This window comes from Microbulbifer sp. NBRC 101763 (assembly GCF_040371615.1).
GTDB lineage: Bacteria > Pseudomonadota > Gammaproteobacteria > Pseudomonadales > Cellvibrionaceae > Microbulbifer > Microbulbifer variabilis.
The window spans coordinates 37,687-60,022 of record NZ_BAABQV010000010.1; the positions used below are offsets into that span (position 1 = coordinate 37,687).

The 22,336-nt window shown below is 50.0% G+C and carries 20 protein-coding genes; 13 read left to right on the plus strand and 7 right to left on the minus strand.

The genetic code is table 11. The annotated features are described in order from the left end of the window. Positions 1 to 101 precede the first annotated feature (101 nt). The gene (gene proB, locus ABWV76_RS20850; protein ID WP_353377129.1) at positions 102 to 1,238 is read left to right on the plus strand and encodes a glutamate 5-kinase; all 1,137 of its coding nucleotides are present in this window, start codon (positions 102 to 104) and stop codon (positions 1,236 to 1,238) included. 65 nt (positions 1,239 to 1,303) lie between these two features. Here proB and rpsT read toward each other — a convergent pair whose 3' ends face one another. The 5 genes from rpsT to ABWV76_RS20875 all read right to left on the minus strand — a co-directional run bounded on the left by rpsT (position 1,304) and on the right by ABWV76_RS20875 (position 5,683). Next, positions 1,304 to 1,570 (minus strand): 30S ribosomal protein S20, encoded by a 267-nt coding sequence (rpsT, locus tag ABWV76_RS20855; RefSeq protein WP_020411431.1) that lies wholly within the window; start codon positions 1,568 to 1,570, stop codon positions 1,304 to 1,306. Between the two features lie 143 nt (positions 1,571 to 1,713). Beyond that, on the minus strand, positions 1,714 to 3,747 hold the full coding sequence (locus ABWV76_RS20860) for an ATP-binding protein (RefSeq protein ID WP_353377130.1): 2,034 nt from the start codon (positions 3,745 to 3,747) through the stop codon (positions 1,714 to 1,716). Positions 3,748 to 3,788: 41 nt separating this feature from the next. Then, positions 3,789 to 4,478, minus strand: coding sequence for a proteobacterial dedicated sortase system response regulator (gene pdsR / locus ABWV76_RS20865; RefSeq protein ID WP_020411433.1), 690 nt, complete (start codon positions 4,476 to 4,478; stop codon positions 3,789 to 3,791). 219 nt (positions 4,479 to 4,697) lie between these two features. After that, positions 4,698 to 5,384 (minus strand): OmpA family protein, encoded by a 687-nt coding sequence (locus ABWV76_RS20870; protein ID WP_020411435.1) that lies wholly within the window; start codon positions 5,382 to 5,384, stop codon positions 4,698 to 4,700. Positions 5,385 to 5,545: 161 nt separating this feature from the next. Beyond that, positions 5,546 to 5,683, minus strand: a complete 138-nt coding sequence (locus ABWV76_RS20875) for a hypothetical protein (RefSeq protein ID WP_157533299.1) — start codon at positions 5,681 to 5,683, stop codon at positions 5,546 to 5,548. A 175-nt stretch (positions 5,684 to 5,858) separates the two neighbouring features. On the opposite strand from ABWV76_RS20875, the gene murJ reads away from it, so the two are divergent. The 12 genes from murJ (at position 5,859) to ABWV76_RS20935 (ending at position 20,188) form a co-directional block, all read left to right on the plus strand. Then, positions 5,859 to 7,469, plus strand: coding sequence for a murein biosynthesis integral membrane protein MurJ (gene murJ, locus ABWV76_RS20880; RefSeq protein WP_020411437.1), 1,611 nt, complete (start codon positions 5,859 to 5,861; stop codon positions 7,467 to 7,469). A gap of 37 nt (positions 7,470 to 7,506) precedes the next feature. Further along, positions 7,507 to 8,571: a bifunctional riboflavin kinase/FAD synthetase gene (gene ribF, locus ABWV76_RS20885; protein WP_353377131.1), complete on the plus strand. Its 1,065-nt coding sequence runs from the start codon at positions 7,507 to 7,509 to the stop codon at positions 8,569 to 8,571. A gap of 33 nt (positions 8,572 to 8,604) precedes the next feature. After that, the gene (ileS, locus tag ABWV76_RS20890) at positions 8,605 to 11,409 is read left to right on the plus strand and encodes an isoleucine--tRNA ligase (RefSeq protein ID WP_282951724.1); all 2,805 of its coding nucleotides are present in this window, start codon (positions 8,605 to 8,607) and stop codon (positions 11,407 to 11,409) included. Next, positions 11,402 to 11,929: a signal peptidase II gene (gene lspA, locus ABWV76_RS20895; protein WP_020411440.1), complete on the plus strand. Its 528-nt coding sequence runs from the start codon at positions 11,402 to 11,404 to the stop codon at positions 11,927 to 11,929. The genes ileS and lspA overlap by 8 nt, the downstream gene beginning before the upstream one ends. A 6-nt stretch (positions 11,930 to 11,935) precedes the next feature. Then, positions 11,936 to 12,376 (plus strand): FKBP-type peptidyl-prolyl cis-trans isomerase, encoded by a 441-nt coding sequence (gene fkpB, locus ABWV76_RS20900; protein ID WP_020411441.1) that lies wholly within the window; start codon positions 11,936 to 11,938, stop codon positions 12,374 to 12,376. Between the two features lie 54 nt (positions 12,377 to 12,430). Beyond that, entirely contained in the window at positions 12,431 to 13,363 is a 933-nt protein-coding gene (ispH, locus tag ABWV76_RS20905) for a 4-hydroxy-3-methylbut-2-enyl diphosphate reductase (RefSeq protein WP_353377132.1), read from the plus strand. Between the two features lie 324 nt (positions 13,364 to 13,687). Next, positions 13,688 to 14,224: a GspH/FimT family pseudopilin gene (locus ABWV76_RS20910; RefSeq protein WP_353377133.1), complete on the plus strand. Its 537-nt coding sequence runs from the start codon at positions 13,688 to 13,690 to the stop codon at positions 14,222 to 14,224. Next, positions 14,217 to 14,687: a type IV pilus modification protein PilV gene (pilV, locus tag ABWV76_RS20915; RefSeq protein ID WP_353377134.1), complete on the plus strand. Its 471-nt coding sequence runs from the start codon at positions 14,217 to 14,219 to the stop codon at positions 14,685 to 14,687. Before ABWV76_RS20910 ends, pilV begins: the two co-directional genes overlap by 8 nt. 3 nt (positions 14,688 to 14,690) lie before the next feature. Then, a complete protein-coding gene (locus tag ABWV76_RS20920) occupies positions 14,691 to 15,683 on the plus strand; it encodes a PilW family protein (protein WP_353377135.1) in 993 nt (330 codons plus the stop codon). Further along, positions 15,683 to 16,213, plus strand: coding sequence for a pilus assembly PilX family protein (locus ABWV76_RS20925; protein WP_353377136.1), 531 nt, complete (start codon positions 15,683 to 15,685; stop codon positions 16,211 to 16,213). The genes ABWV76_RS20920 and ABWV76_RS20925 overlap by 1 nt, the downstream gene beginning before the upstream one ends. Further along, a complete protein-coding gene (locus ABWV76_RS20930; protein WP_353377137.1) occupies positions 16,197 to 19,667 on the plus strand; it encodes a pilus assembly protein in 3,471 nt (1,156 codons plus the stop codon). Before ABWV76_RS20925 ends, ABWV76_RS20930 begins: the two co-directional genes overlap by 17 nt. 71 nt (positions 19,668 to 19,738) lie before the next feature. Continuing rightward, positions 19,739 to 20,188 (plus strand): type IV pilin protein, encoded by a 450-nt coding sequence (locus ABWV76_RS20935; RefSeq protein WP_020411448.1) that lies wholly within the window; start codon positions 19,739 to 19,741, stop codon positions 20,186 to 20,188. Here the strand turns inward: ABWV76_RS20935 and ABWV76_RS20940 are convergent, their stop codons facing one another. Both ABWV76_RS20940 and ABWV76_RS20945 read right to left on the minus strand, forming a co-directional pair. Continuing rightward, on the minus strand, positions 20,189 to 20,755 hold the full coding sequence (locus tag ABWV76_RS20940) for a GspH/FimT family pseudopilin (RefSeq protein ID WP_026304889.1): 567 nt from the start codon (positions 20,753 to 20,755) through the stop codon (positions 20,189 to 20,191). It lies immediately after the preceding gene. 99 nt (positions 20,756 to 20,854) lie between these two features. Beyond that, entirely contained in the window at positions 20,855 to 22,264 is a 1,410-nt protein-coding gene (locus ABWV76_RS20945; RefSeq protein ID WP_353377143.1) for a sigma-54-dependent transcriptional regulator, read from the minus strand. Positions 22,265 to 22,336 lie beyond the last annotated feature (72 nt).

Sequence of the window (22,336 nt, forward strand, 5' to 3'; positions counted from 1 at the left end):
GGCAAAGTCCCTCCTGAGCTGCCCCAGGTTCTAATTATTGTGGGCTTCTGAATAATAAAAATGGTTTAAATGACCCTTAGGGGCGATATCCAGGGGGGAGCATGGGCTCTAATTCAGATTCCCGTCGTGAGCTGGCGAATAGCCAGCGCTGGGTTGTCAAGATTGGTAGTGCCCTTTTGACCGATAACGGTCGAGGTGTAAATAGCGTGGCTATCTCTGCCTGGGTTGAGCAGATAGCCGAACTGCGACAGCGTGGTATTGAGGTGGTACTTGTATCTTCTGGCGCCGTCGCTGCAGGTATGGATCGTTTAGGTTGGGGGCGAAGACCGGAGTCTATTCATCAGTTGCAGGCCGCTGCGGCGGTGGGGCAAAGCCATTTGGTGCAGGTTTATGAGCAGGCTTTTGGGCGCTTTGATTTACGCAGTGCACAGATTCTGCTGGACCATGATGACCTTTCCAACCGTACCCGCTACCTCAATGCACGTAGCACCCTGAAAACCCTGCTTTCTTTGGGTGCCGTGCCCATTGTCAACGAAAACGATACGGTGGTCACCGATGAGATTCGTTTTGGTGATAACGATACGCTTGCTGCACTAGTCGCCAATCTAGTGGAGGCTGATACGCTGCTGATTCTGACGGATGCGGATGGGCTGTTTACTGAGGACCCCCGTGATAATCCCCAGGCGGAATTAATCGAGAAGGCCTCTGCCCTGGATCCTAGCTTGCTGGCTATGGCGGGGGATTCGCGCAGTGGGCTTGGGCGCGGTGGCATGACTACCAAGGTGCGCGCTGCGCAATTGGCGGCTCGCTCCGGTGCCTGTACCGTGATAGCTGGTGGGGTACAGGAAAAAGTAATCATGCGCACATGGGCAGGGGAGTCTCTGGGTACCCTGTTGTTGCCAGACGCTGATCCTTTAACAGCTCGCAAACGCTGGCTCGCCGGCCAGCTGCAGGTGCGCGGTACCCTGGTGCTCGACAGCGGGGCGGAAAAAGCTCTTTGCGAGAGTGGCGGCAGCTTACTGGCGGTGGGGGTGACTGAAGTGGAAGGGCGTTTCCAGCGGGGGGATCTGGTTTCCTGTCGCAGTGGTGAAGGGCGGGAAGTTGCCCGCGGGCTGGTCAATTACGATAGCAGTGAGAGTGCCAGGATTCTTGGTCGCGCATCGGAGAAGTTTGTTGAGTTGCTCGGTTACCGCGATGATGATGAGTTAATTCACCGGGATAATCTGATCTTGCTTTAGAGTTAAATGACAGACACAAAAAAGCCCCGCAACGCGGGGCTTTTTTGTGTCTGTTGCCTAAAGAATTAGGCTGCCAGAGCTTTAACCTGTGCGTTCAGGCGGCTCTTATGGCGAGCGGCTTTATTCTTGTGAATAATGCCTTTGTCTGCCATGCGGTCGATAACAGGTACCGCTTCTGCATATGCAGTTTTTGCTTTTTCAGCGTCGCCTGCATCGATGGCCGCAACTACCTTCTTGATGTAGGTGCGCACCATGGAGCGCAGACTGGCGTTATGCATGCGGCGCTTGTCGTTTTGGCGCGCGCGTTTCTTCGCTTGAGGTGAGTTGGCCACCGGTTGCTCCTGTCTGGAATCTGTAAATCTGTAACTAACAGGCCCTGGGGCCCGATCGGGACGCGACATTATCCCCACAGTTGGTTGTTTGTCAACCATAGCCGGTTGCGTCTTGTGGATATGGCTAGAAACTCTGATATGTGTCAGCGGTTTGGTAGCTTAAGGCTGAACTCTACGCCGCTGTTATCGGTGCGGTTGCGAGCCTGCAAGCGACCGCAATGATAGTCAGCGATTAGCTTGGCGATATGTAATCCGAGACCAAGGTGGCCTGCATTATCACCATCCTTGCGCACAGACACGAGGGAATCGAATAGTTTGTGCGCATAGCCGCTGGGTAGCAGTGGGCCATCATTGCTCACCGTGATCAGATAACTGTCATCATATGTGTGAGCGGACAAGTGGATATCACTGCCTTCCGGGGCGAAGCTACAGGCATTGTCTACCAGTTTGTCCAGTAGTTGCGCAAGTAACTCCGGGGCGCCGTGACAGTGTAACTCTCCCGGGGGCTTATCCAGCGTGAAGTGGTGTTTAGGGTGAGCATCGCCATAACACTGGACCATAACTTCAAGGAGGTCGGCGAGATCAAACGTTTCGCGCTCAGCTTGATGGATACTGGCCTCGAGGTTGCTCGCGGCAGAGAGGCTGTTGAGGATGCTGGAAAGGCGTTCACTGCCGTCTAATGCGCGCTCAGCGTAGCGGCGGCTGTGGGAATCCAGTTCGCCAGCAGAAAGGTTATCCAGGGAAGAGCGAACTACAGCCAGGGGTGTGCGCAGCTCATGTGAGAGCTTGCTGGCTAATGTGCGCAGGTACTGATGATATTGGTCCAGTTCACCGAGCAGGCTGGCAAAGGCGCGATTTAGGGCGCCCAGCTCATCGCTGGCCTTTGAATGAGGGAAGTTACCGCGCAACTTGCCGCTTGCGTCTACGGCGTGGCGTGCGGCGCGGTTCAGTTTGCGTATACGCCAGGATAGCAAGCTGGCATAGCCAAGTAGAAACATCAATGCAGTGGCTGCGGCAGCACAGCTAATCAGCCAAAGCCGGTGGGCAGCGCCCTCTGTCATGGACTGTATGGCTTCGCCGGATTGAAGCACCAATACCCGACCTAGCATTGGCCGCTCGATTACTTCGTCGGCTCGAGTGACAACCGGGACGCTGACAACACCAATGCGTGACTGTAGGGGACCGCCAAACCACTGCTCTTCGGTATCGCGGTTAGGTGCATGACTCAATGGCAACCTATCCACAGGTAGTGGCGGTAAAGTTTCCCGCGCCAATAACTTGCGGTAAATCCAGCTGCGCAACCAGGGAGTGGTGGTTACCTTCTCGGAGGGCTCTGGCTGCAGCTGCCCGCTGCTTGCGAGAAGGAATCCTTCGTTATCCACTACGGCTAGGCGCAGACTCGGGCGGGCAAAATGATCCAGCTCGGCCTGTAGTTGAGGCAGGGGGGCTGTCAGGCGACCGGGCTGTCCATCGGAGGGCAATGTGCTGGAACTGCGAACAGGCGCTACACCGTCACTGCGGTTGCGATCCAGGATGCGAATTGAAAGGCCTCCCTGAGTTAGATCGTAGGGAAGGGTTAATTCGAGCTGGTAGCCATCAGGAGAGGAGGTCCAGCGTCCGCGCAGGCGCAGCTCACGTTCGTATCGCCCCTCTCTTGGATTATGCCACATGGCGCTTGTGGTGCCCCGGCTTGCCACTGGCAATATGTAATGCCGGCCACCAGTGAATAGTTCGACAGTATCACCACCGGCCAGCAGGCCGGTTCGGGGGTCGCGGTAAGCCGGCGTGGAGTCACTGACAGTCAGAAGCATGAAAACCTGTTCGCTATATTGCCCGAAGGTTACCTGTGCCAGCGGGTTAAGCTTTTCGTCGAGTAGCTCTCTGGGTTTCAGGCCCAAGGGGCGCCAGTCATCGCCATAGCCATCGACCATAGGGGGCTGTGAAAGCGGGTTTAGGTAGAGTTGAGCGCCAGGAGGGCGAGCGTGGCGCAGGGGATCAGGGGCAATCAACTGCGGTGCACTGGCTAAACGGGCGGCAATTGCCGCGGCGGTCGCTTCTAGTGCCTGTAACTGTCCCTGCGCCAGGGCCGCATCCACTTGGCGCAGATACTGGCAGCCGGCCCATGGAAGGGCCAGGGCGACAAGGCTGACAAGCAGGAGTTGGCGGCGAAGCTTCATGGGCGGTGCTCTTTAAATCTTATGCGCCGAGGCCAAAATTATTAAAGTTGCCAGCGATAACCCATACCGTAGGCAGTGCCAATGGAGTTGAACTCTCCGTCCAGGGTCTGGAACTTGCGGCGAATACGCTTCACATGAGACGTGATGGTGTTGTCATCCAGAACCACTCGCGCAGCTTCCATAAGTTGGTTGCGCGACTTGACGTGCCCGGGTCTCTTAGCCAGTGCGTGAACTATCCAGAATTCAGTAACGGTCAGGTCTACTGGCTGTCCATCCCAGTGGCAGTGAAGCCTGGATATATCCAGATCCAATTTACCTTGGGTCAGGCTCTCCCCTTGATCACCTTGGTCTCGCAGAACACTCACCCGGCGTAGCAGCGCGTTGATGCGTGCCTGCATGTGCGGCAGAGAAATATCCTTGGTCAGGTAATCGTCGGCACCGAGGCGCAGCCCGGAGATAATATCCAGCTCCGAATCTCTGGCTGTAAGGAACAGGATTGGCAGGCTAGGTGCCATGGCTCGTAACTCGCGGCACAGTTCGAACCCACCCTCCACTTCGCTGCCTAGGCCGACATCGATCACAGCGAGGTCCGGCAAACGCTGGCGAAAGGCATCCATAGCCTCGGCTCTCGCACTATAGAGATCGACCCGATAACCGCTGCGGCGCAGAGCGTCGCGATAATTTTCGGCGATAACGCGTTCGTCTTCGACAATGGCGATAGTTGCACTCATGGCTGATTCCGGCTGCTTCCTTTTTATGGTTGAGAATCATGCACGAAATTGCGGGTTATTGGCAAAAAGGCGGGCGCAGATCGCTCGCAAGCACAACAGGGTTTCTTTGGAGGGGGGGCAGGTGAGCGTATTTGTAATCCGCCCACCTGATACCAGTGCATTTTATATCTTGACTTACGATAGCGGATTTACAGTCCGCTAGGGCCCGCCGATGCAGGTTCAGAAACTGCCGGCAACAGATTCCGGCATAGAGAAACGGATGTCTACCCGGCGTTCCATCGCATAGGCATCTACATCGCCGCGAGTCGCCTGGGAATAAGTGGAGCCCATAGCGCGGCGATTTATACGGGAGGCGTCGATACCCAGAGATACCAGAGCCTGTTCCACACTCAGGGCGCGCTGGTCTGACAGCACGTTGTTGTAGCCATCACTACCCCGAGGGTCGGCATGGCCCTCCAGTTGAATTTGCAGGTGCGGGTGGCGCTTGAGGAAATCGGCCATGGCACCCAATTGTTGGAGTTGGCCCTCCTGAAGCTCGTCTTCTCCGGTGGTAAACAGCATTTGGAATTGGAGGGAATCCAGTGCCAGTTGGCTGGCATCGTTCGCGGACAGTCGAGCCGCATCCAATTGCTGTGCCAGGTTGCTGAGCCCTGCACGGCTCTCTGTCAGTTGTGTTGCCAGCATATCTGCCTCGTCTGCTTGCTTGATCTGCTCGCCGAGCCAAGCCCCGCCGAGTGCTCCAGCGATAAATCCAACCGGTCCACCAACGGCTGCGCCGGCAACCGCTGCTGAAGTAAAGACCGTGGCCTGTTTGGCCGGGGTCAGATTTGATTCATTGTGTTCCTTTGCCTGGGCACCGGAAGCGATCAGGGAAGTCAGGGCTGCTACCAATAACGCTTTTTTCATTGCCTTTCTCCTTGGGGGCTTTTTTTCTTACTCGTTGGGGTCGGGGTGTTCCCGGCCCGTTTGAGTGTTATTAAAAAGCCTCATGGAGGCGCTGGCGTGGCGCTGCAGTGGCAAACTGCAGAGCAAATATGGCGAAATGTGGCAGGTGGCCAAGTGGCCAGTTACAGCAGGCGACGGTAGCGCCGGTCGCGAGGTGAATCCACTCGAACTCGGACTCGCCGGGGACGGGGACCGCGCATCACTGCTATATAGAGCACAATCGCCAGTGCCAGAGCAATAATTAAAGCGTTAATGGTCATCCTTTATCTCCCCGCGCCACCTGATCCGTGGGACGCGTGACTAGCTCATTGCTAGTATAGGCTCGCAGGCACTATGTCGTAGGGCCGTGGACTCCTCCTGATCTTCCAAAGTTACTGTTGAATTGCGGTAGACTTGCCGTCCAAATGATCCTACCTATTGCCAGGAGTTGAAGTTTTGTCCCAGCAGCCCCCTGTTCAGCAGCAACCCGTTGAAAAATCTGGCGCCTCGCGACTGCTGCGTGGTAGCTCAGTGGTTGGCGCTGCGACAATGCTGTCACGGATTGCCGGTCTGGCGCGGGATATGGCTCTGGCCCGCTTTGCTGGGGCGGGAGATGCCGCCGATGCCTTCTTTGTCGCTTTCAAAATTCCCAACTTCTTTCGTCGCCTGTTTGCTGAGGGGGCATTTGCCCAGGCGTTTGTGCCAGTACTAGCTGAATACCGCCAAAAAGGGGGAGTAGCGGCGGCAAGGGAGCTGAACGACAGGGTTGCCGGTGCTCTGGGTGGAGTGCTGCTGCTAGTGACCCTGTTTGGGGTGCTGTTCGCGCCAATAGTGACGGGTATTTTTGCTTTTGGTTGGTGGTGGGACGGCAGTGAACGGGAGAAGTTCGATCTAGCTGCAGATATGTTACAGATTACTTTTCCCTACCTGATGCTGATTTCCCTCGCCGGATTTACCGGCGCAATCCTGAATACCTTTGACCGTTTTGCGATTCCAGCACTGACTCCGGTAATGTTGAATTTGGTATTGATCGGGGCTGCGACGGTGGCCACTTCCTGGTTTGATCCGCAAATCTTGGCGCTTGCCTGGGGGGTGTTTGTGGCTGGAGTTGTGCAACTACTGTTCCAGTTGCCTTTCCTGGCCCGAGAGGGTTTGCTGCCAAGACCCAAATGGGATTGGAGTCATCCCGGGGTGCGCAAGGTCCTGCGCCTAATGGCTCCGGCCATATTTGGGGTTTCGGTTACCCAGATCAGTTTGGTTTTGGATACACTGCTCGCGTCATTCCTTCCCAGCGGCAGTGTATCCTGGTTGTACTTTTCTGACCGCCTTACAGAATTGCCTCTGGGAGTATTTGGGGTTGCCGTGGCCACGGTGATACTGCCGAATCTCTCTCGCCAGCACAGTGATGGGGACCCTCGCCGTTTTCGGCACACCCTCGACTGGGCATTACGCAGCGTCACTCTGATCTCCCTGCCTGCGGCAGTAGCCCTGATTGTACTGGCTGAGCCCTTGCTGACCACGCTGTTCCAATACGGAGAGATGCAACCGCGAGATATGCAGATGGCGGCTTGGTCCCTGCGCGCCTATGCCATGGGGCTCTTGGCCTTTATGTTGATCAAAGTTTTGGCACCCGGCTACTTTGCACGCCAGGATACTTATACTCCAGTTCGTTTTGGGTTAATTGCGATTTCGGCCAAGATGGTTTTGAGCCTCTTATTTGTCATTCCGCTGAATCACTATTTCAAGCTGGGTCATATGGGGCTGGCCCTTGCCACTGCCTGCCAGGCGGCTATTAATGCTTGGCTATTGTACAAGGGGCTGCGCAGGGATGACGTCTATACCCCTGAAGCCGGTTGGGTGGGTTATTTGTTGCGCCTTGTAGTAGCGAATCTGCTCATGGTGGCAGTATTGCTCGGGGTGCTGCATTTCTGGAGCGGTTGGAGTGAGTGGGGTTGGTTTACTAGGGCTTGGCGTATGGGCCTGCTGGTTGCGGCTGGAGGCCTGACTTACCTCCTGGTGCTGCTTGCATCGGGCTTGCGCCCGCGCCATTTCCGCGCGACGAGTTAAGGTCTTCAGGCGTAGATGTCTTTGTCCGGCGGTAAATATGAGCGACCACTGGCCGCCAAGTGGGAATCCGCTATACTGTGCGGCTCGATTTTGTGAGGATGGGAAGATCGTTTTGGCCCAGGAGCGCGAACTAATCCGCGGGTTGCACAACCTGCGCCCCCGCCACCGGGGAAGCGTGGCGACGATCGGCTCGTTCGACGGTGTGCATCTCGGTCACCAGGCAATAATTTCGCAGTTAGGGCAGCGTGCGCTGGAACAAGGTCTGCCCTCAGTGGCGATTATTTTCGAGCCTCAACCCCACGAATTTTTTTCTAGCGATAAAGCCCCCGCGCGACTGATGCGTTTTAAGGAAAAAGTGCTGGCGCTATTCGAGGCTGGTGTCGACCGAGTTCTGTGTCTTCAGTTTAATGAAACCCTGCGCAACCTCAGCGCCGAGGCATTTGTCCGGCGTATACTGCTCGACGGACTGGACATTCGCCACCTGGTAGTTGGCGATGATTTCCGTTTTGGCTGCGATCGCAGTGGCGATTATGTTCTGTTACAAAAAATGGGGGAGCAGCACGGGTTTACCGTTGAAGATACGGCAACCTTGGAAATACGTGGGGCCCGGGTTAGCAGCACCCGCATCCGTGAGGCCCTGCAGCGGGGGGATTTTGAGCTGGCACAGGCACTACTGGGCAAACCCTACCGGATTACCGGCCGGGTTGCCCCAGGTCGTGCCCTGGGACGTCAGTTGGGCGCGCCTACAGCCAATGTCCGCTTGCGCCGCTACCGCTCCCCGTTGGTGGGAGTTTATACGGTTCGTACCACTGCCACTGACGGTAGAGATATGGCCTGTGGATATGCGGAACTGGATGGCGTAGCGAACGTAGGCTTCCGCCCGACAGTCGAAGGTGAAGGTGCCAGGCCGCTACTGGAGGTTAACCTGTTCGACTTTAGTGGCGATCTATATGGTCGTGAATTGGCGGTAGAGTTCTGCCATAAATTGCGCGATGAGGAAAAATTTGCCTCTCTGGATATCCTCAAGGCCCGCATTGCCGAGGATATTGTTAATGCCAAGTGTTGGTTCGAGCAAAACCCCCGAAAAACTGACAAGAAATAATTTATTTTCTACTAGAGCTGAAGTAGACACCCAATGACTGATTATAAAGCGACCCTGAATTTGCCTGAGACCGACTTTCCCATGCGTGGCAACCTGCCGCAGCGTGAGCCGGCAATTCTGAAAAAATGGCAGGACAATAAGCTCTATGAAAAAATTCGCGAGGCACGTGCCGGGCGTGAACAGTTTATTCTGCACGATGGCCCTCCCTATGCGAATGGTGACATCCATATTGGTCACTCAGTCAACAAAATTCTCAAAGACATTATTATCAAGTCGAAAACCTTGAGTGGTTTTGATGCTCCCTATGTTCCGGGGTGGGATTGTCACGGCCTGCCGATCGAGCACAGGGTAGAGAAAAAAATTGGTAAGGCCGGCACCAAGGTAGACTTTAAGACTTTCCGCCAAAAGTGCCGCGAGTACGCTGCCAAACAGGTGGAAGGGCAGAGGAAAGATTTCATTCGCCTGGGGGTGTTCGGCGAGTGGGATAACCCCTACCGCACTATGGATTTTCAATTTGAGGGCGATATTATCCGCGCCCTCGGACGTGTGGTGAAGAACGGCCATTTGGCACGCGGCTTCAAACCTGTCTACTGGAGTGTTGTGGGTGGCTCAGCCCTGGCAGAAGCGGAAGTGGAATACCAGGATAAAACTTCCTACTCCATTGATGTTTGCTACCCAGTGAGTGAAGAGGCCGCCCTGGCTATTGCGGACGCCGCCGGTGGCCATGCCGGTGACGGTCCTTTATCTGTGGTTATCTGGACAACGACACCTTGGACCCTGCCTTCGAGCCAGGCTGTTTCTGTGAATGGTGAGCTGGAATACGTGGTTGTTCAGACTGGCGATCGCCGTCTGCTGGTTGCTGAAGCCCTTCAGGAAACTGTACTGAGCCGTGCCGGTTTGAAGGGTGAGGTGGTTGGTCGTATCCGCGGTGCGGCTCTGGAGCACTTGAAAGTACATCACCCCTTTTACGATAAGTTACTGCCGATCGTCCTTGGTGATCATGTTACAACGGATGCCGGTACCGGCTGTGTACACACGGCACCGGATCACGGGCCGGACGACTTCCAGGTGGGTAAGCGCTATGGTATCGAGACTCTCAATTACATCGATAATAACGGTGTATATCGCGATAGTGTGCCGTTGTTTGCCGGTGAGCATGTCTACAAGGTTGACGATAAAATTGTCGCCCTTCTAAAGGAGCGTGGCGTACTACTACACCAGGATAAATTGGAGCACAGCTATCCGCACTGTTGGCGTACCAAGACCCCACTGATTTACCGCGCGACGCCCCAGTGGTTTATCAGTATGCAGCAAAACGATCTACTGGAGCAGGCACAAAAAGCGGCTGATGACGTGCAGTGGATACCCGGTTGGGGTAAAGCCCGTATAGACGCCATGCTGGACGGTAGCCCGGATTGGTGTATTTCCCGTCAGCGCACCTGGGGTGTGCCGATCGCGTTGTTTGTGAATAAAGAAACCCATGAGCTGCACCCAGATACCCCAGCACTAATGGACAAAGTCGCTGAGAAGGTAGATGTTGCAGGTATGGATGTCTGGTTTGACCTGGATCCCAGTGAACTGCTGGGTGATGACGCCGATCAATATGAGAAAGTGACAGACACTCTCGATGTGTGGTTCGATTCAGGTGTAACTCACTACGCTGTTTTGGAGCGCCGTGAAGGACTGCGTTTCCCTGCTGATCTGTATCTGGAGGGCTCTGACCAGCATCGCGGATGGTTCCAGTCCTCCCTCAAGACCTCTATCGCCATCAACGATTGCGCCCCCTACAAGCAGGTGTTGACTCATGGTTTCACCGTGGATGCCCAGGGACGCAAAATGTCAAAATCTATTGGCAATACCGTTGCGCCCCTGGATGTGATTAACAAGCTGGGTGCTGATGTTCTACGACTGTGGGTGTCGGCCACGGATTTTAGTGGTGAAATGGCTGTCTCCGATGAGATTTTAAAACGCACAGCTGATTCCTATCGCCGTTTGCGCAATACGGCGCGCTTTTTCCTATCCAATCTGGCAGGTTTTGATCCGGCAAAAGATTTACTCCCTGAGGATGAGCTATTGGCTCTGGACCGCTGGGCTCTCGACAAGGCAGCGCGCCTGCAGGATGAGATCCTGGTTGCCTATGACAACTACCAGTTCCACCAGATTTATCAGAAGTTGCATAACTTCTGCGTAGTGGATATGGGCGGTTTCTATCTGGATATCATCAAGGATCGCCAGTACACCACCAAGGAAGACAGTGCCGCGCGCCGCTCTGCTCAAACAGCCCTTTATCATATTGTGCAGGCTTTTGTACGTTGGATAGCCCCTATCCTTAGCTTTACTGCAGAAGAGCTTTGGCAATTCATTCCTGGTGCCAATGCCGATAGCGTATTTATCGAAGAGTGGTACCCATTGCCTAAACTGCCGGCTGAGGCAGGTAAGGGGGCGGATTATTGGGCTGCTATTGCCGAGGTAAAAACAGCGGTTAACAAGGTGCTGGAGGAACAGCGTGGGGCTGGCGCCATAGGTGGGTCCCTGCAGGCAGCGGTGACCCTCTATGCGAGTGATGACCTGCGCGAGAAATTACTGGAGTTGGAGAATGAGCTGCGTTTTGTGCTGATTTGTTCCTCTACTTCGGTTCAGCCTCTCAGTGATGCGGCCGGTGCTGAAGCCACCGAAATGGAGGGTTTAAAGGTTAGCGTAAGTAAGGTTGATCACCCCAAGTGTGCGCGCTGCTGGCATTACCGTGCTGATGTGGGCGGAAACAGTGATTACCCGGATATTTGTGGGCGCTGCGTGGAAAACGTAGCTGGCGAAGGTGAGGTGAGGCACTATGCCTAAGTCCAATCTTCTTCTAGGGCACCCCTGGCGTTGGTATTGGCTGGCGCTGGTGGTGGTGGCTCTGGATGTGGTTACTAAAGTATGGGCTGTGGATATGTTTATGCACGGCCCGGCGATGCAGATAATCCCGGGCTTACTGCAATTTACCTATGCAGAAAACTACGGTGCAGCTTTCAGTTTATTGGCTGACGCTGGAGGTTGGCAACGCTGGTTCTTTGGCATTATCGCTTTGGGCTTTAGTGTTGTGGTTACTATCTGGTTATGGCGACTGCCCTCTAGGAAACGTTGGGAACCCTGTGCCCTGGCGCTGATCCTTGGCGGTGCTCTGGGTAATTTGTGGGACCGTATTTTATTGGGCTATGTGCGAGACTTTATTTCCGTTTATTACGGCAACTGGCACTTCCCAGTATTTAATGTAGCGGATATGGGTATCAGTATCGGCGCGGCCATGCTGGTTATCGAGCTGCTTTTTTTTGCGGAAAAAGACAGCGATAAAGCAAAAAATAATGCGGAAATTTAATAAACTATGAGCAATAGCGTTATCGGCGAACATAGCCGGGTAACCCTACATTTCAGCCTGAAGCTGGATGATGGCACCGAAGTGGACTCTACGTTTAAAGGCGATCCTGCTTCCTTTAGCGTTGGGGATGGCAGTCTTCTACCGGGTTTTGAGAAAGCCCTATTTGGCCTCAAGGAAGGCGATGAAGCTGAAATTGAGATTCCACCCGAGTTAGGGTTTGGCCAGCGTAACCCCGCGAATATGCAAAAGGTGCGTCGTGATAGCTTTTCCCCAGATATTGAGCTTGAAGCGGGTTTGGTTGTGTCTTTTGACAATGGCAGTGGTGAACTCCCCGGCGTTATTCGTGAGATTGGTGAAGACGAAGTGACAGTTGATTTTAATCATCCACTGGCAGGACAGACCCTTAATTTCCATGTGAAAATTATTGCGGTGGACTCAATCCAATAAATATTGGGCCGGGTTTCACGCTGAGCTGATTATCTAGAGAGTATTGAAGTAAAGATGCAAATCCGACTGGCTAATCCCCGCGGTTTCTGTGCCGGAGTCGATCGTGCGATAGATATCGTCAATCGAGCCCTGGATGTTTTTGGTGCGCCCATTTATGTTCGCCATGAAGTCGTACATAACAAGTTTGTGGTTGAAAGCCTGCGCGAGCGCGGTGCCGTGTTTGTGGATGAGCTGTCGGAAGTACCGGACGATGTTATCGTTATCTTCAGTGCCCATGGAGTATCCAAAGCGGTGCAGGGGGAAGCGGAAAGCCGCGGACTTCGGGTCTTTGACGCCACCTGCCCACTGGTTACTAAGGTGCATATTGAAGTCAGCAAGTTCAGCAGTGACGGTGCTGAGTGCATATTGATTGGCCATGCCGGACACCCGGAAGTTGAGGGCACCATGGGCCAGTATGATAATACGACCGGGGGTGCAATTTATTTGGTCGAAGATGAAGAGGATGTGGCCAGATTGCAGGTTAAAGATGAAAACAATCTTACCTATGTTACCCAAACAACACTCTCGATGGACGATACCGCAAGAGTAATTAACGCCCTGAGACTACGCTTCCCCAACATTCGTGGCCCACGTAAAGACGATATTTGCTATGCAACACAGAACCGCCAGGATGCAGTCAAACAACTGGCTCTGGAAAGTGACTTGGTGCTGGTGGTAGGAAGTCCCAACAGTTCTAATTCTAATCGCTTGCGTGAATTGGCTGAGCGATGTGGTGCTACTGCTAAGTTGATTGATGGAGCGGCAGATGTCGATGCCAATTGGCTTGTTGGTAAGCAATCCATTGGTATCACTGCCGGCGCCTCCGCTCCAGAGGTATTGGTACAAGAAGTGATCACGAGGCTGCAAGAACTTGGGGCTAATCTGCCCGAAGAGATGGATGGGTGCGAAGAGAACATCCGTTTTTCCCTTCCCAAAGAGCTGCGTTAATACGCAGCTCTTCCATTTCTCAGCCCTCTTGTTTTTAACTGCCCGCCCGTCGCTTTAGTGAAGCCGCCTGTCGGCAACTGACCAAACCCTCGACCCCATCGCTCAAAGCATAATGATAAATTGATATACATACGTTATAGATAGTGTTTAGCGATATTGATATCTGGCCGTCTAGCTTCTAAGCACCCCGTAAGGTAATACATGCCTAGAGTGGTGTAGCCGTGTGTAGTCGATGCGGTTTGTCTTTATTAATTGAAGCGAGCTACTGGTATTGAAATTATCGATTCTACTGGGCCACAAGCCTGTTTTTAAAGGTAAAGCAGCATGAATAATCCTGAAGGAATGCAGGGTTTCACCCTGATTGAGCTGATGGTTGTAGTTACTGTGCTAGGCATAATTGTCGCCGTTGGAGTTCCGTCCTTTAGCACGCTTATAGATAACAATCGTATGTCAACAATGACAAATGACTTGAGTAGTACTTTGCAATATGCACGTTCTGAAGCTGTGCGGCATAGAGGTGCAGTTCAGGTATCGGCAATTGATGGTGATGTAAAAGATGGCCTCAGAGTCTGGATTGATGTTGATGGGAATGGTGCTTTTGGCAGCGGTGACACGGAGTTGCGGGTTTTGGAAGTTGATCCAGCAATGATCACGCTTGCCGCAGAGTTAAATAGCGGTGCGTTGAAAAATGTAGCTTTTTCATTTAATGCCCGAGGTGAGAGTAGCTTGGTAAGCCCATTAATGCTTAGTCTTTGTGATGATCGAAAAGGAGATTATGGTCGCCAATTGGAGCTATTAGCTTCTGGGGCATTACGACTAATAAAGTCTGCTGACTGCAGCGGAGGGTCTGCCAATGCATAAACAAAACGGCGCAACATTAATTGAAGTTCTGGTATCTGTTTTAGTTCTCGCAATTGGTTTGTTGGGATTAGCCTCGACCCAAATGATGAGTCTAAAAAATGGTAATGGTTCGCATCATCGTTATATGGCAGCTCTGGCAGCACAGGAAATTATTGAGCGGATGAGAGCTAATCCCACCGGCTTTAAGTCGGGGGATTATGATAGTTCCGATATAGGTTCGAGTGTTGGTAGTTCCCCAGATTGCAGTAGTGGCTGTCAACCCTCACAGCTGGCAGGCTTGGATTTATATGAGTGGGGATTATTACTTTCCAATAACCTACCCAGCGCGACAGGGGAAATTGTAAGTAACGGGGGGCAAGTTACGGTAACTATCAATTGGAAGGAACAGCATACAGGGGAAGATTATGCTGGTAGTAAAGCTGATTTAGATGATGCGATTTTTGAAATGAGCGTGGAGCTGTAAATTATGAATTTATTTATATCGCAGCGAGGTCTTTCATTGATTGAGCTGATGATTGGTATTTTATTAGGCTCTTTATTACTACTTGGTGTCCTGCAGATCTTCCAGAGCAACAGCGATACATTGCGTATGCAGAATGGCTTTTCAAGAGTGCAGGAAAGTGGGCGTTTTGCAGTTGATATGCTCAGCAAAGAAATTCGCCAAGCCGACTTTTGGGGATGTGCTGAAAATAAAAATATAGAAAATTTGTCTGCTTCTGCAGATAAATTTTATTCAAGTATTGGTGGAGATGATATTGGCGTGGCTGGTCAGGACAATGTTGCCACTAATACTAAGGTTGAAAATATCGCAGTTATCGAGGGAACGGACGTTTTGACTCTTAGTGGCGCTGAAGATGCATGCGCTGGAGAAGGGCGAATGCTAAATGGTACAGATAAAGGGGATATTGTTGTTAGTGATAGTTGCCCAATTAAAAATAACGATATCGTCATAGTGTCAAACTGTAAATCTGGAAGTGTATTTACTGTTACGAGTACTACTGAAACAGCTGGCCATAAAAAACTGAATTATCCAGCTGGAATAGTTTTCAAAGAGGAGTATGGGGTTGATTCAAAAATTCTTACCCCTTATGAAAAAGTGTTTTTTATCGCCTCAGGTGCTCAGAATACTAATTCTTTGAATACTAATTCTTTATTTATGAGGGATGAGGCTGGAAATGTTCAGGAGCTCGTCCCCGGAATAGATGATATGCAGGTTTCATATGGTGTAGATACTAATGGTAACGGTATCGTTAATCAGTGGCAGACTGCTAATGATGTTATAAGCATGGCTGAAGTAACTGCAATAAAAATAGAGTTATTGGTATCTAGTGATAGTGTCGCTGGGGTCGATAAGCAGACTATTACACGCCTGGATGGTAGTAAAAAAGAATACGATGATGGTCTGCTGCGCAAATTGTATGTTGCTACGGTCAAGGTACGTAATAGAGGAAGCATGTAATGGGGATAATAAAGAATCAGCAAGGTGCAGTGCTGATGGTCAGCCTGATTATTCTTTTGGTTTTAACGTTAATTGGTATTTCTGGAGCTCGTGGGGTTTTGATGGGGGAGCGAATGACCTCGGCTTCACGAGATGCGAAAGTCGCTCTGGAAGTTGCCGAATCCATGGCTCGTTTTGGCGAGCAAGAAATAAACGCGCTTGGTAAAAGTAGCGATTTTGGGGCAGCCGCCTGGCAGCATAATGAGGGTGAGGGCCCTGAAGATATATTTGCAGAGGAAACCTGGGAAAACAGTAATTCCATTGCCAGAGAAGTTTACATGCTTGATTCCAATGGAAAAAAAATGAAAGGGCGGATGTATATCGAAAGATTCGGGTTGGCCTCAAGTGATAACGTTGGTGATATTAATATTGGTGTGGGGCAAACCGGTGGTGAGGAAACCATTGTCGAAGTATTTAAGATCGTCAGTCGCGGGGTAGGTAACAGCGGTACCGAGAGGATTATTGTTACTTTATATGGAAAAGAGTTTTGAGGACTTTGCTGTGAAAATAAAAAATCAAAAAAAACAATATTTCCCATTGCGTTCATTAAGTGCCGCCTTTTTTATGATATTGGCAACACATTCATCTGCTGCGCCAGGGGAGCTATCTGATGTACCTTTGTACTCGCGGGGGTCGGCTGAGCCCAATATTATGTTTGTATTAGATTCCTCGGGATCTATGGAAGAAATGGTTCTTCCTGCAGATGGTTACAGTGCCAGTAACCCTTCAAGTTTTAATTGTAATAATCCTGTCTCAACAGAATATACATATCGGCATAGTAATGGAAGTTATTCCACTCGACATTATGATGAGGTTGAATATCGTGTAAATGTAAGCAGTGGTAATGTTCAGTTTCGATTAGTAGAGCGATATAACGGTTCTGTAATCGCAACGGGTGATTGGCGTACGTGGGATACTAATGGCGATTGCTTTGATGAAGATGAGCAGTATACCGCATGGCTATATGCAGCTGGAGGAGGAAATAATAGTACTTATTTCAGTGTTGGTGTAGATGCTGCTGACTATAAGATTCCAAATGGGTTTAATAAAGATTATGCGAGTGGCCATTTTTTAAACTGGTTTTTTTCTGAAGACAGAGAAACTGGTGGTTTTACAGCTGCAAAATTTATCACTGATGATGGTGAGGCTAGACGGTCTAAATTAGATATACGCCGTACTGACATAATGAAGACTGCTGCTCAGAATCTAATTTCTGGGTTGGAAGGCGTGCGTATAGGTTTAATGCAGTTTAATGGAAACCATGGTGGAAAATTATTGATGGGGCTGACAAGCCTCACCGACGATAATAGCCAAGATATTCTTGATGTTGTGGCAGATGTTGGGGCGAGTGGAAATACACCTCTTGCCGAGACTTTTACGGGTGTGGGGCGATATTTTATATCTGGTTACGAAGGATCTGAATTATCTTATGAGGCTTCACCTGGTAATGCGAAGACAGCGTCGGCCTCAGATATTTTTTCTGGATCAACAAATAATAATGGGAACACGAGTACGATTATAAACTGGAATGGAGTGGATAAACCTACTAATCAAGTAGAGAGTTCTGCTGTCCAATACTATTGTCAAAAAAGTTTTATGGTCGCCCTTACTGATGGGGCGCCGACTTCAGACAATAGTATTAGCTCTCATTTAAAAGATTATGATACAACTTGTACAGCTGAGACTTGTACAACATCACAGCAAATGGATGACGTGGTCAAAGCCCTCTATGATATTGATTTGCGTCCGGATTTGATAAAGCCTGATGGCAAACCAGAGATAAATAATATCACAAGTTACTTGATAGGGTTTGCTAACCAAGGCTTGGATGACTCCAAAGAAATGATTAATTCAGGAAAATTAGGGAAAGGAGGGAAAGGAAAAGTCTACTCTGCAGATAATGCCGCCGAATTGCAACTTACATTTAACCAAATATTTAAAGATGTCCGCTCTATAGTTGGTAGCTCAAGTGCAGTAGCTTTGAACTCCACAGTTATTGAAAGTGGGTCCGCAGTATTTGGGGCTAAATATAATAGTGGAAAATGGAATGGAGAACTATCAGCCTGGGATATAGATACTTCTGGTAACTTATCAGATGATCCTATTTGGGAAGCCAGTTCCATTCTCGATTCGATTTCAGATATTAATACTAGAGTAATACTGACTTACCAAGACAACAAGGGTGTGCCTTTTACTGCTGCGGGAGTTGGCACCTCTGGTACAGATCACGCACTGGATCTAACCCTCAATAGTTACATTAGTGATGCTGTGGATGATGGCAGAGTCTCAGATAGAATTGATTACCTGCGTGGAGACCGCTCTAAGGAAGGTGTTGGGGAAGGAGACTTTAGAGAGCGTGATAGCCGCCTGGGGGATATTGTGAATTCCACCCCGGTTTATGTAGGGGCTCCTGATGGAAAGTGGTCCTATGCATCCTTCCCCGGAAAATCGGCTTATTCAGCATTTATTGCGGCCCATAAAAATCGTACACCAGTGGTATATGTAGGCGCTAATGATGGCTTTCTCCATGGCTTCAATGCTAGTGTGGATACTGTGAATATACCGGATGCAGGCAAGGAACTTATTGCATATTCTCCGTCAATTTTATTGAGTACAGATGATAATGAGGGCCTTCATCCGCTGACCTCTCAATATTATAACCACCGGTTTTATGTAGATGGCACTCCGACTGTTTCGGATGTATATATCAGTGACGGCGCTAGTGAGAGTTGGCAGACGGTCTTAGTAGGGGGCCTAGGCGCCGGTGGCAAAGGTTATTATGCACTAAATGTAACTGACCCAAGTGCTTTCACAGAGCAAAATGCTGAGAAAATAGTGATGTGGGAGTTCTCAGATGAGGATGATAGTAATCTTGGCTATACCTATAGCCGTGCTCAAATAGGCAGGATGCCTAACGGTGAGTGGGCAGCTATATTTGGTAATGGTTACAATAGTGCGACAGGAGATGCGGGAATCTTTATTGTTTACCTTGATGGCCTAGATGGCCCTGGTAGCACAACCAGTAAATATGCTTACCTTTCTACGGGCTCAGGCTCAGTATCCGATATAAATGGTATGTCTACTCCAGCAATAATTGACACAAATTTGGACGGTACTGTAGACCGAATTTATGCCGGCGATCTACATGGAAATCTGTGGGCTTTTGACGTTTCAAGTTCAAATGAAAATTCGTGGTCAGTAGAAAAGGAGGGGGGAACACCAAAGCCACTATTTAGTGTAGCTCCTAGTACTAATGATCAACGAGAGGCGATAACCACTACACCGGTTGTGGCGAGAAATATCAAAGATGAGACAGGACCGGGATTACTGGTGGCATTCGGCACAGGACAATATTTGGTGGATACCGATACTGCTGACATTAATCCGGGTGGTTTTTATGCGGTGTCGGACAATGGTAAATATGGTCTTACCAAGTCAAATTTAATTGATCGTACTCTAAAAGAAGAGACTTTTGGTGGTATTCGTCAGCGTAAGATAGTTGGCGATGAAATTGACTGGGATAAAACATCAGGCTGGTACATTTCACTTGAGGCTGGAAATAGTTTAGAAGGCGGGGAGCGAGTAATTGCCCAGCCCGCATTGCTGGGGCATGTAATCTTTTTCAATACGATGATTCCCAGCGGCCAAGTTTGTGCGGCGGGTGGTAGTGGCTGGTTGATGTCGGTTGACCTCTGGGGAGGCTTGGTCCCCCCTGAGGCGGTTTACGATGCTAATAATGATGGCGTTATTGACAAGAATGATTATGGGTACGCTGGTGAGTTCAGATCTAATGCGGCTCCTAATACATCTAGCTACATCCCAACTGGCGATGGGGTCCTTGAAATTACTCCGGATAGTAATGGTGACAATTATGTCCGACCAGTTGTGGCCTTGGGTGGTGGCCGCATTGGACGCTTGTCCTGGGAAGAAGTTACTCCCTTTTAAGGCTAATGACCAATTATGAGTGCGCCCCAGTACTGCCGGGAAAATTTAAATTATTATGGTAACTTGAAACTATGAAGAGACAGTCAGGGTTTACTCTTATTGAGTTGATGATTGTAGTGGCGATAATCGCGATATTAGCTGGAATTGCTTGGCCTTCTTATGTCGACCATGTTCGCACGGCCAGCAGGGCAGATGCGCAGGGTGCATTGATGGGGTTGGCACAGGCGATGGAGAAACACTATACCCAGAATGGAAGTTATGCCGGAGCTGCAAATGGTGGAGGAGACGATGGTACTCCAGGGATATTTCCCGCACAGGTACCTTTGGATGGGGGGAGCCCAAAGTATAACCTGACAATTACAGTTGGGACTGATCCTAGTACTTATATCCTTACGGCCACTCCCATATCTGGTCAAGCCGATGATGGAGTTCTATTGCTTAGCTCAAGTGGTCAAAGGACTTGGGATCGAGATAATGATGGGATTGACTCGAAAGATTCTTGCTGGAGCAAAACCTGCTGATCAGTTTTGAGGGCAGGTCAGATTTTTCCTACTGCCATTTTCCACTATGCCATCGCCGTCCCTATCTTTTGCAAAATAGGGGCGGCCGATAGTATTGAGGATAATGATCCATCCATATTCTGCTCCACCGATGGCGGGGCAATAGGAGAAGTTTCCACTTTGAGAGGGTGTTTCGCCATTTGGTTTAAAGATTAGGTAGCCTTTATTGTTAAAGGCATTCCAGTTGAGCGAAGCTCCATTTTCTATAGGCTCATATCTCCTTTCAATGCTTTCCCCCTGATCTATGGAGCCATTGCCATTATGATCAGGAAACAATAACGCACCATTAGACCAATTATCGCCACATTCTTTACTTTGCCCAAGTGGGCAGAGCGTGTAGCTGATTTTCTCATAGTAGGCTTTAGAGCGCATTAATATCAATAGTTCAAATAATTCAAATTGTTTGGTTTTACTTTTATAGCGTTTTATAAAATCAGTAAATGAGGGGAGCGCCATTGTGGTAACAATAGCTAATATAGTCAGGGTAATGAGTAACTCTGAGAGGGTAAATCCCGCGGCCTTTTTCATGGTGCAAGCTTCTCGCTCTTGAGCTTGCACTAGAATACCGTGGAATAGATAAAAACCAATTACATTTGATTACAGCACGACCATTTAACTATTGAGAATTTAACTTTCAAGTCCGAGCTTTTTTAAACGATAGCGTAGGGATCTAAAGCTAATACCGAGTTTTTTTGCAGCAGCAGTCCGGTTCCAGCGAGTTTTTATCAAAGCTGTTTCAATAGCCTCTTTTTCAATGTTTTGAAGAAACTCATCTAGAGATGAGTAAAGACTAGGATTAAAGTATCCTGCGTTTTGAGGGGTGCCTGAGTTTTTAGGTGTTTCTAAATTGGCAGTGAAATCTTCATGTTTAGAGGCTTTTTTATCGTGTTCTAGGAATAAGTCACGGCTACAGATTTCCTGTTCATCACATAGTGCAAAAGCCCGTTCCAAGATATTTTCCAGTTGACGAACATTCCCAGGGAAAGTGTAACTCTGTAATAAAGCTATTGCTTCAGGGGCTACTTTTGGTTGGCGGATTCCAGAGTCACTAGCAATGCGCTGCATTGTTACGTCTACTAGCAGCGGGATATCTTCTAAATGTTCTCTCAGGGGTGGTGTTGAGATTTCAATTACATTGATGCGATAGTATAAGTCGTTACGAAATCTTCCTTCATTTACTTCTTTGCCAAGGTCTTTATGAGTTGCACTGAGAATACGTATATCAATGGGAACTTCCTGGCTTGCACCAATAGGTCGAATGCGCTTTTCTTGTATCGCGCGCAGTAGTTTGACCTGCATTTCAAGTGGTAAGTCTGCAACCTCATCTAAAAACAAAGTACCACCTTGAGCACTTTGTAGTAGACCTAATTTATCTTTATGGGCTCCGGTGAAGCTGCCCTTCTTATGACCGAAAAACTCGCTCTCCATCAATTCTTTAGGTACAGCGCCACAGTTGATGGGTACAAACGGCTTATCTGCTCGAGCTCCTTGGGCATGAATTGCACGAGCAACCAGCTCTTTACCAGAACCAGATTCGCCACTGATGTAGACCGGTGCATCGCTACGAGCTACTTTAGCGATTTGCTCTCGTAGTCTACGCATATTCTCAGCTTCACCCAAAAGCAAGTGCTCGCTGACGTTATTTTGATTGGTGTTTCGTACCTGGTCCTGATTCAGTCGTAGGGCCAGTTGGGCGAGGTTACGCAGTCGTTCAAGGTCTACGGGCTTACTGACAAAGTCGAATGCCCCGAGTTTTAGTGCCTTGATTGCAGTATCCATGTTGCCATGTGCGGTGATAACGGCTACGGGCAATTCGCAGTGTATCCCAGTTTGAATATGCTCAACCAACTGTAGACCGTCACCGTCAGGTAGGCGAAGGTCTGTAAGGCAAAAATCGTAACGATTTTCTGTAAGTAATTTCTTTGCTTGCACGAGATTGGCTGCGGTATGGCAGTCCACGTTCATGCGCTGCAAAGTGAGGGTGAGCAGCTTGCAAATATCCGGTTCGTCATCGACAACCAGGGCCAGAGGTAGCATCAATTCCCTGTCTTTTCTTGTTTTGTTGATATTAGAGGCAAGGGCGCCGGTTCTGATTATGGCAGAAATTCT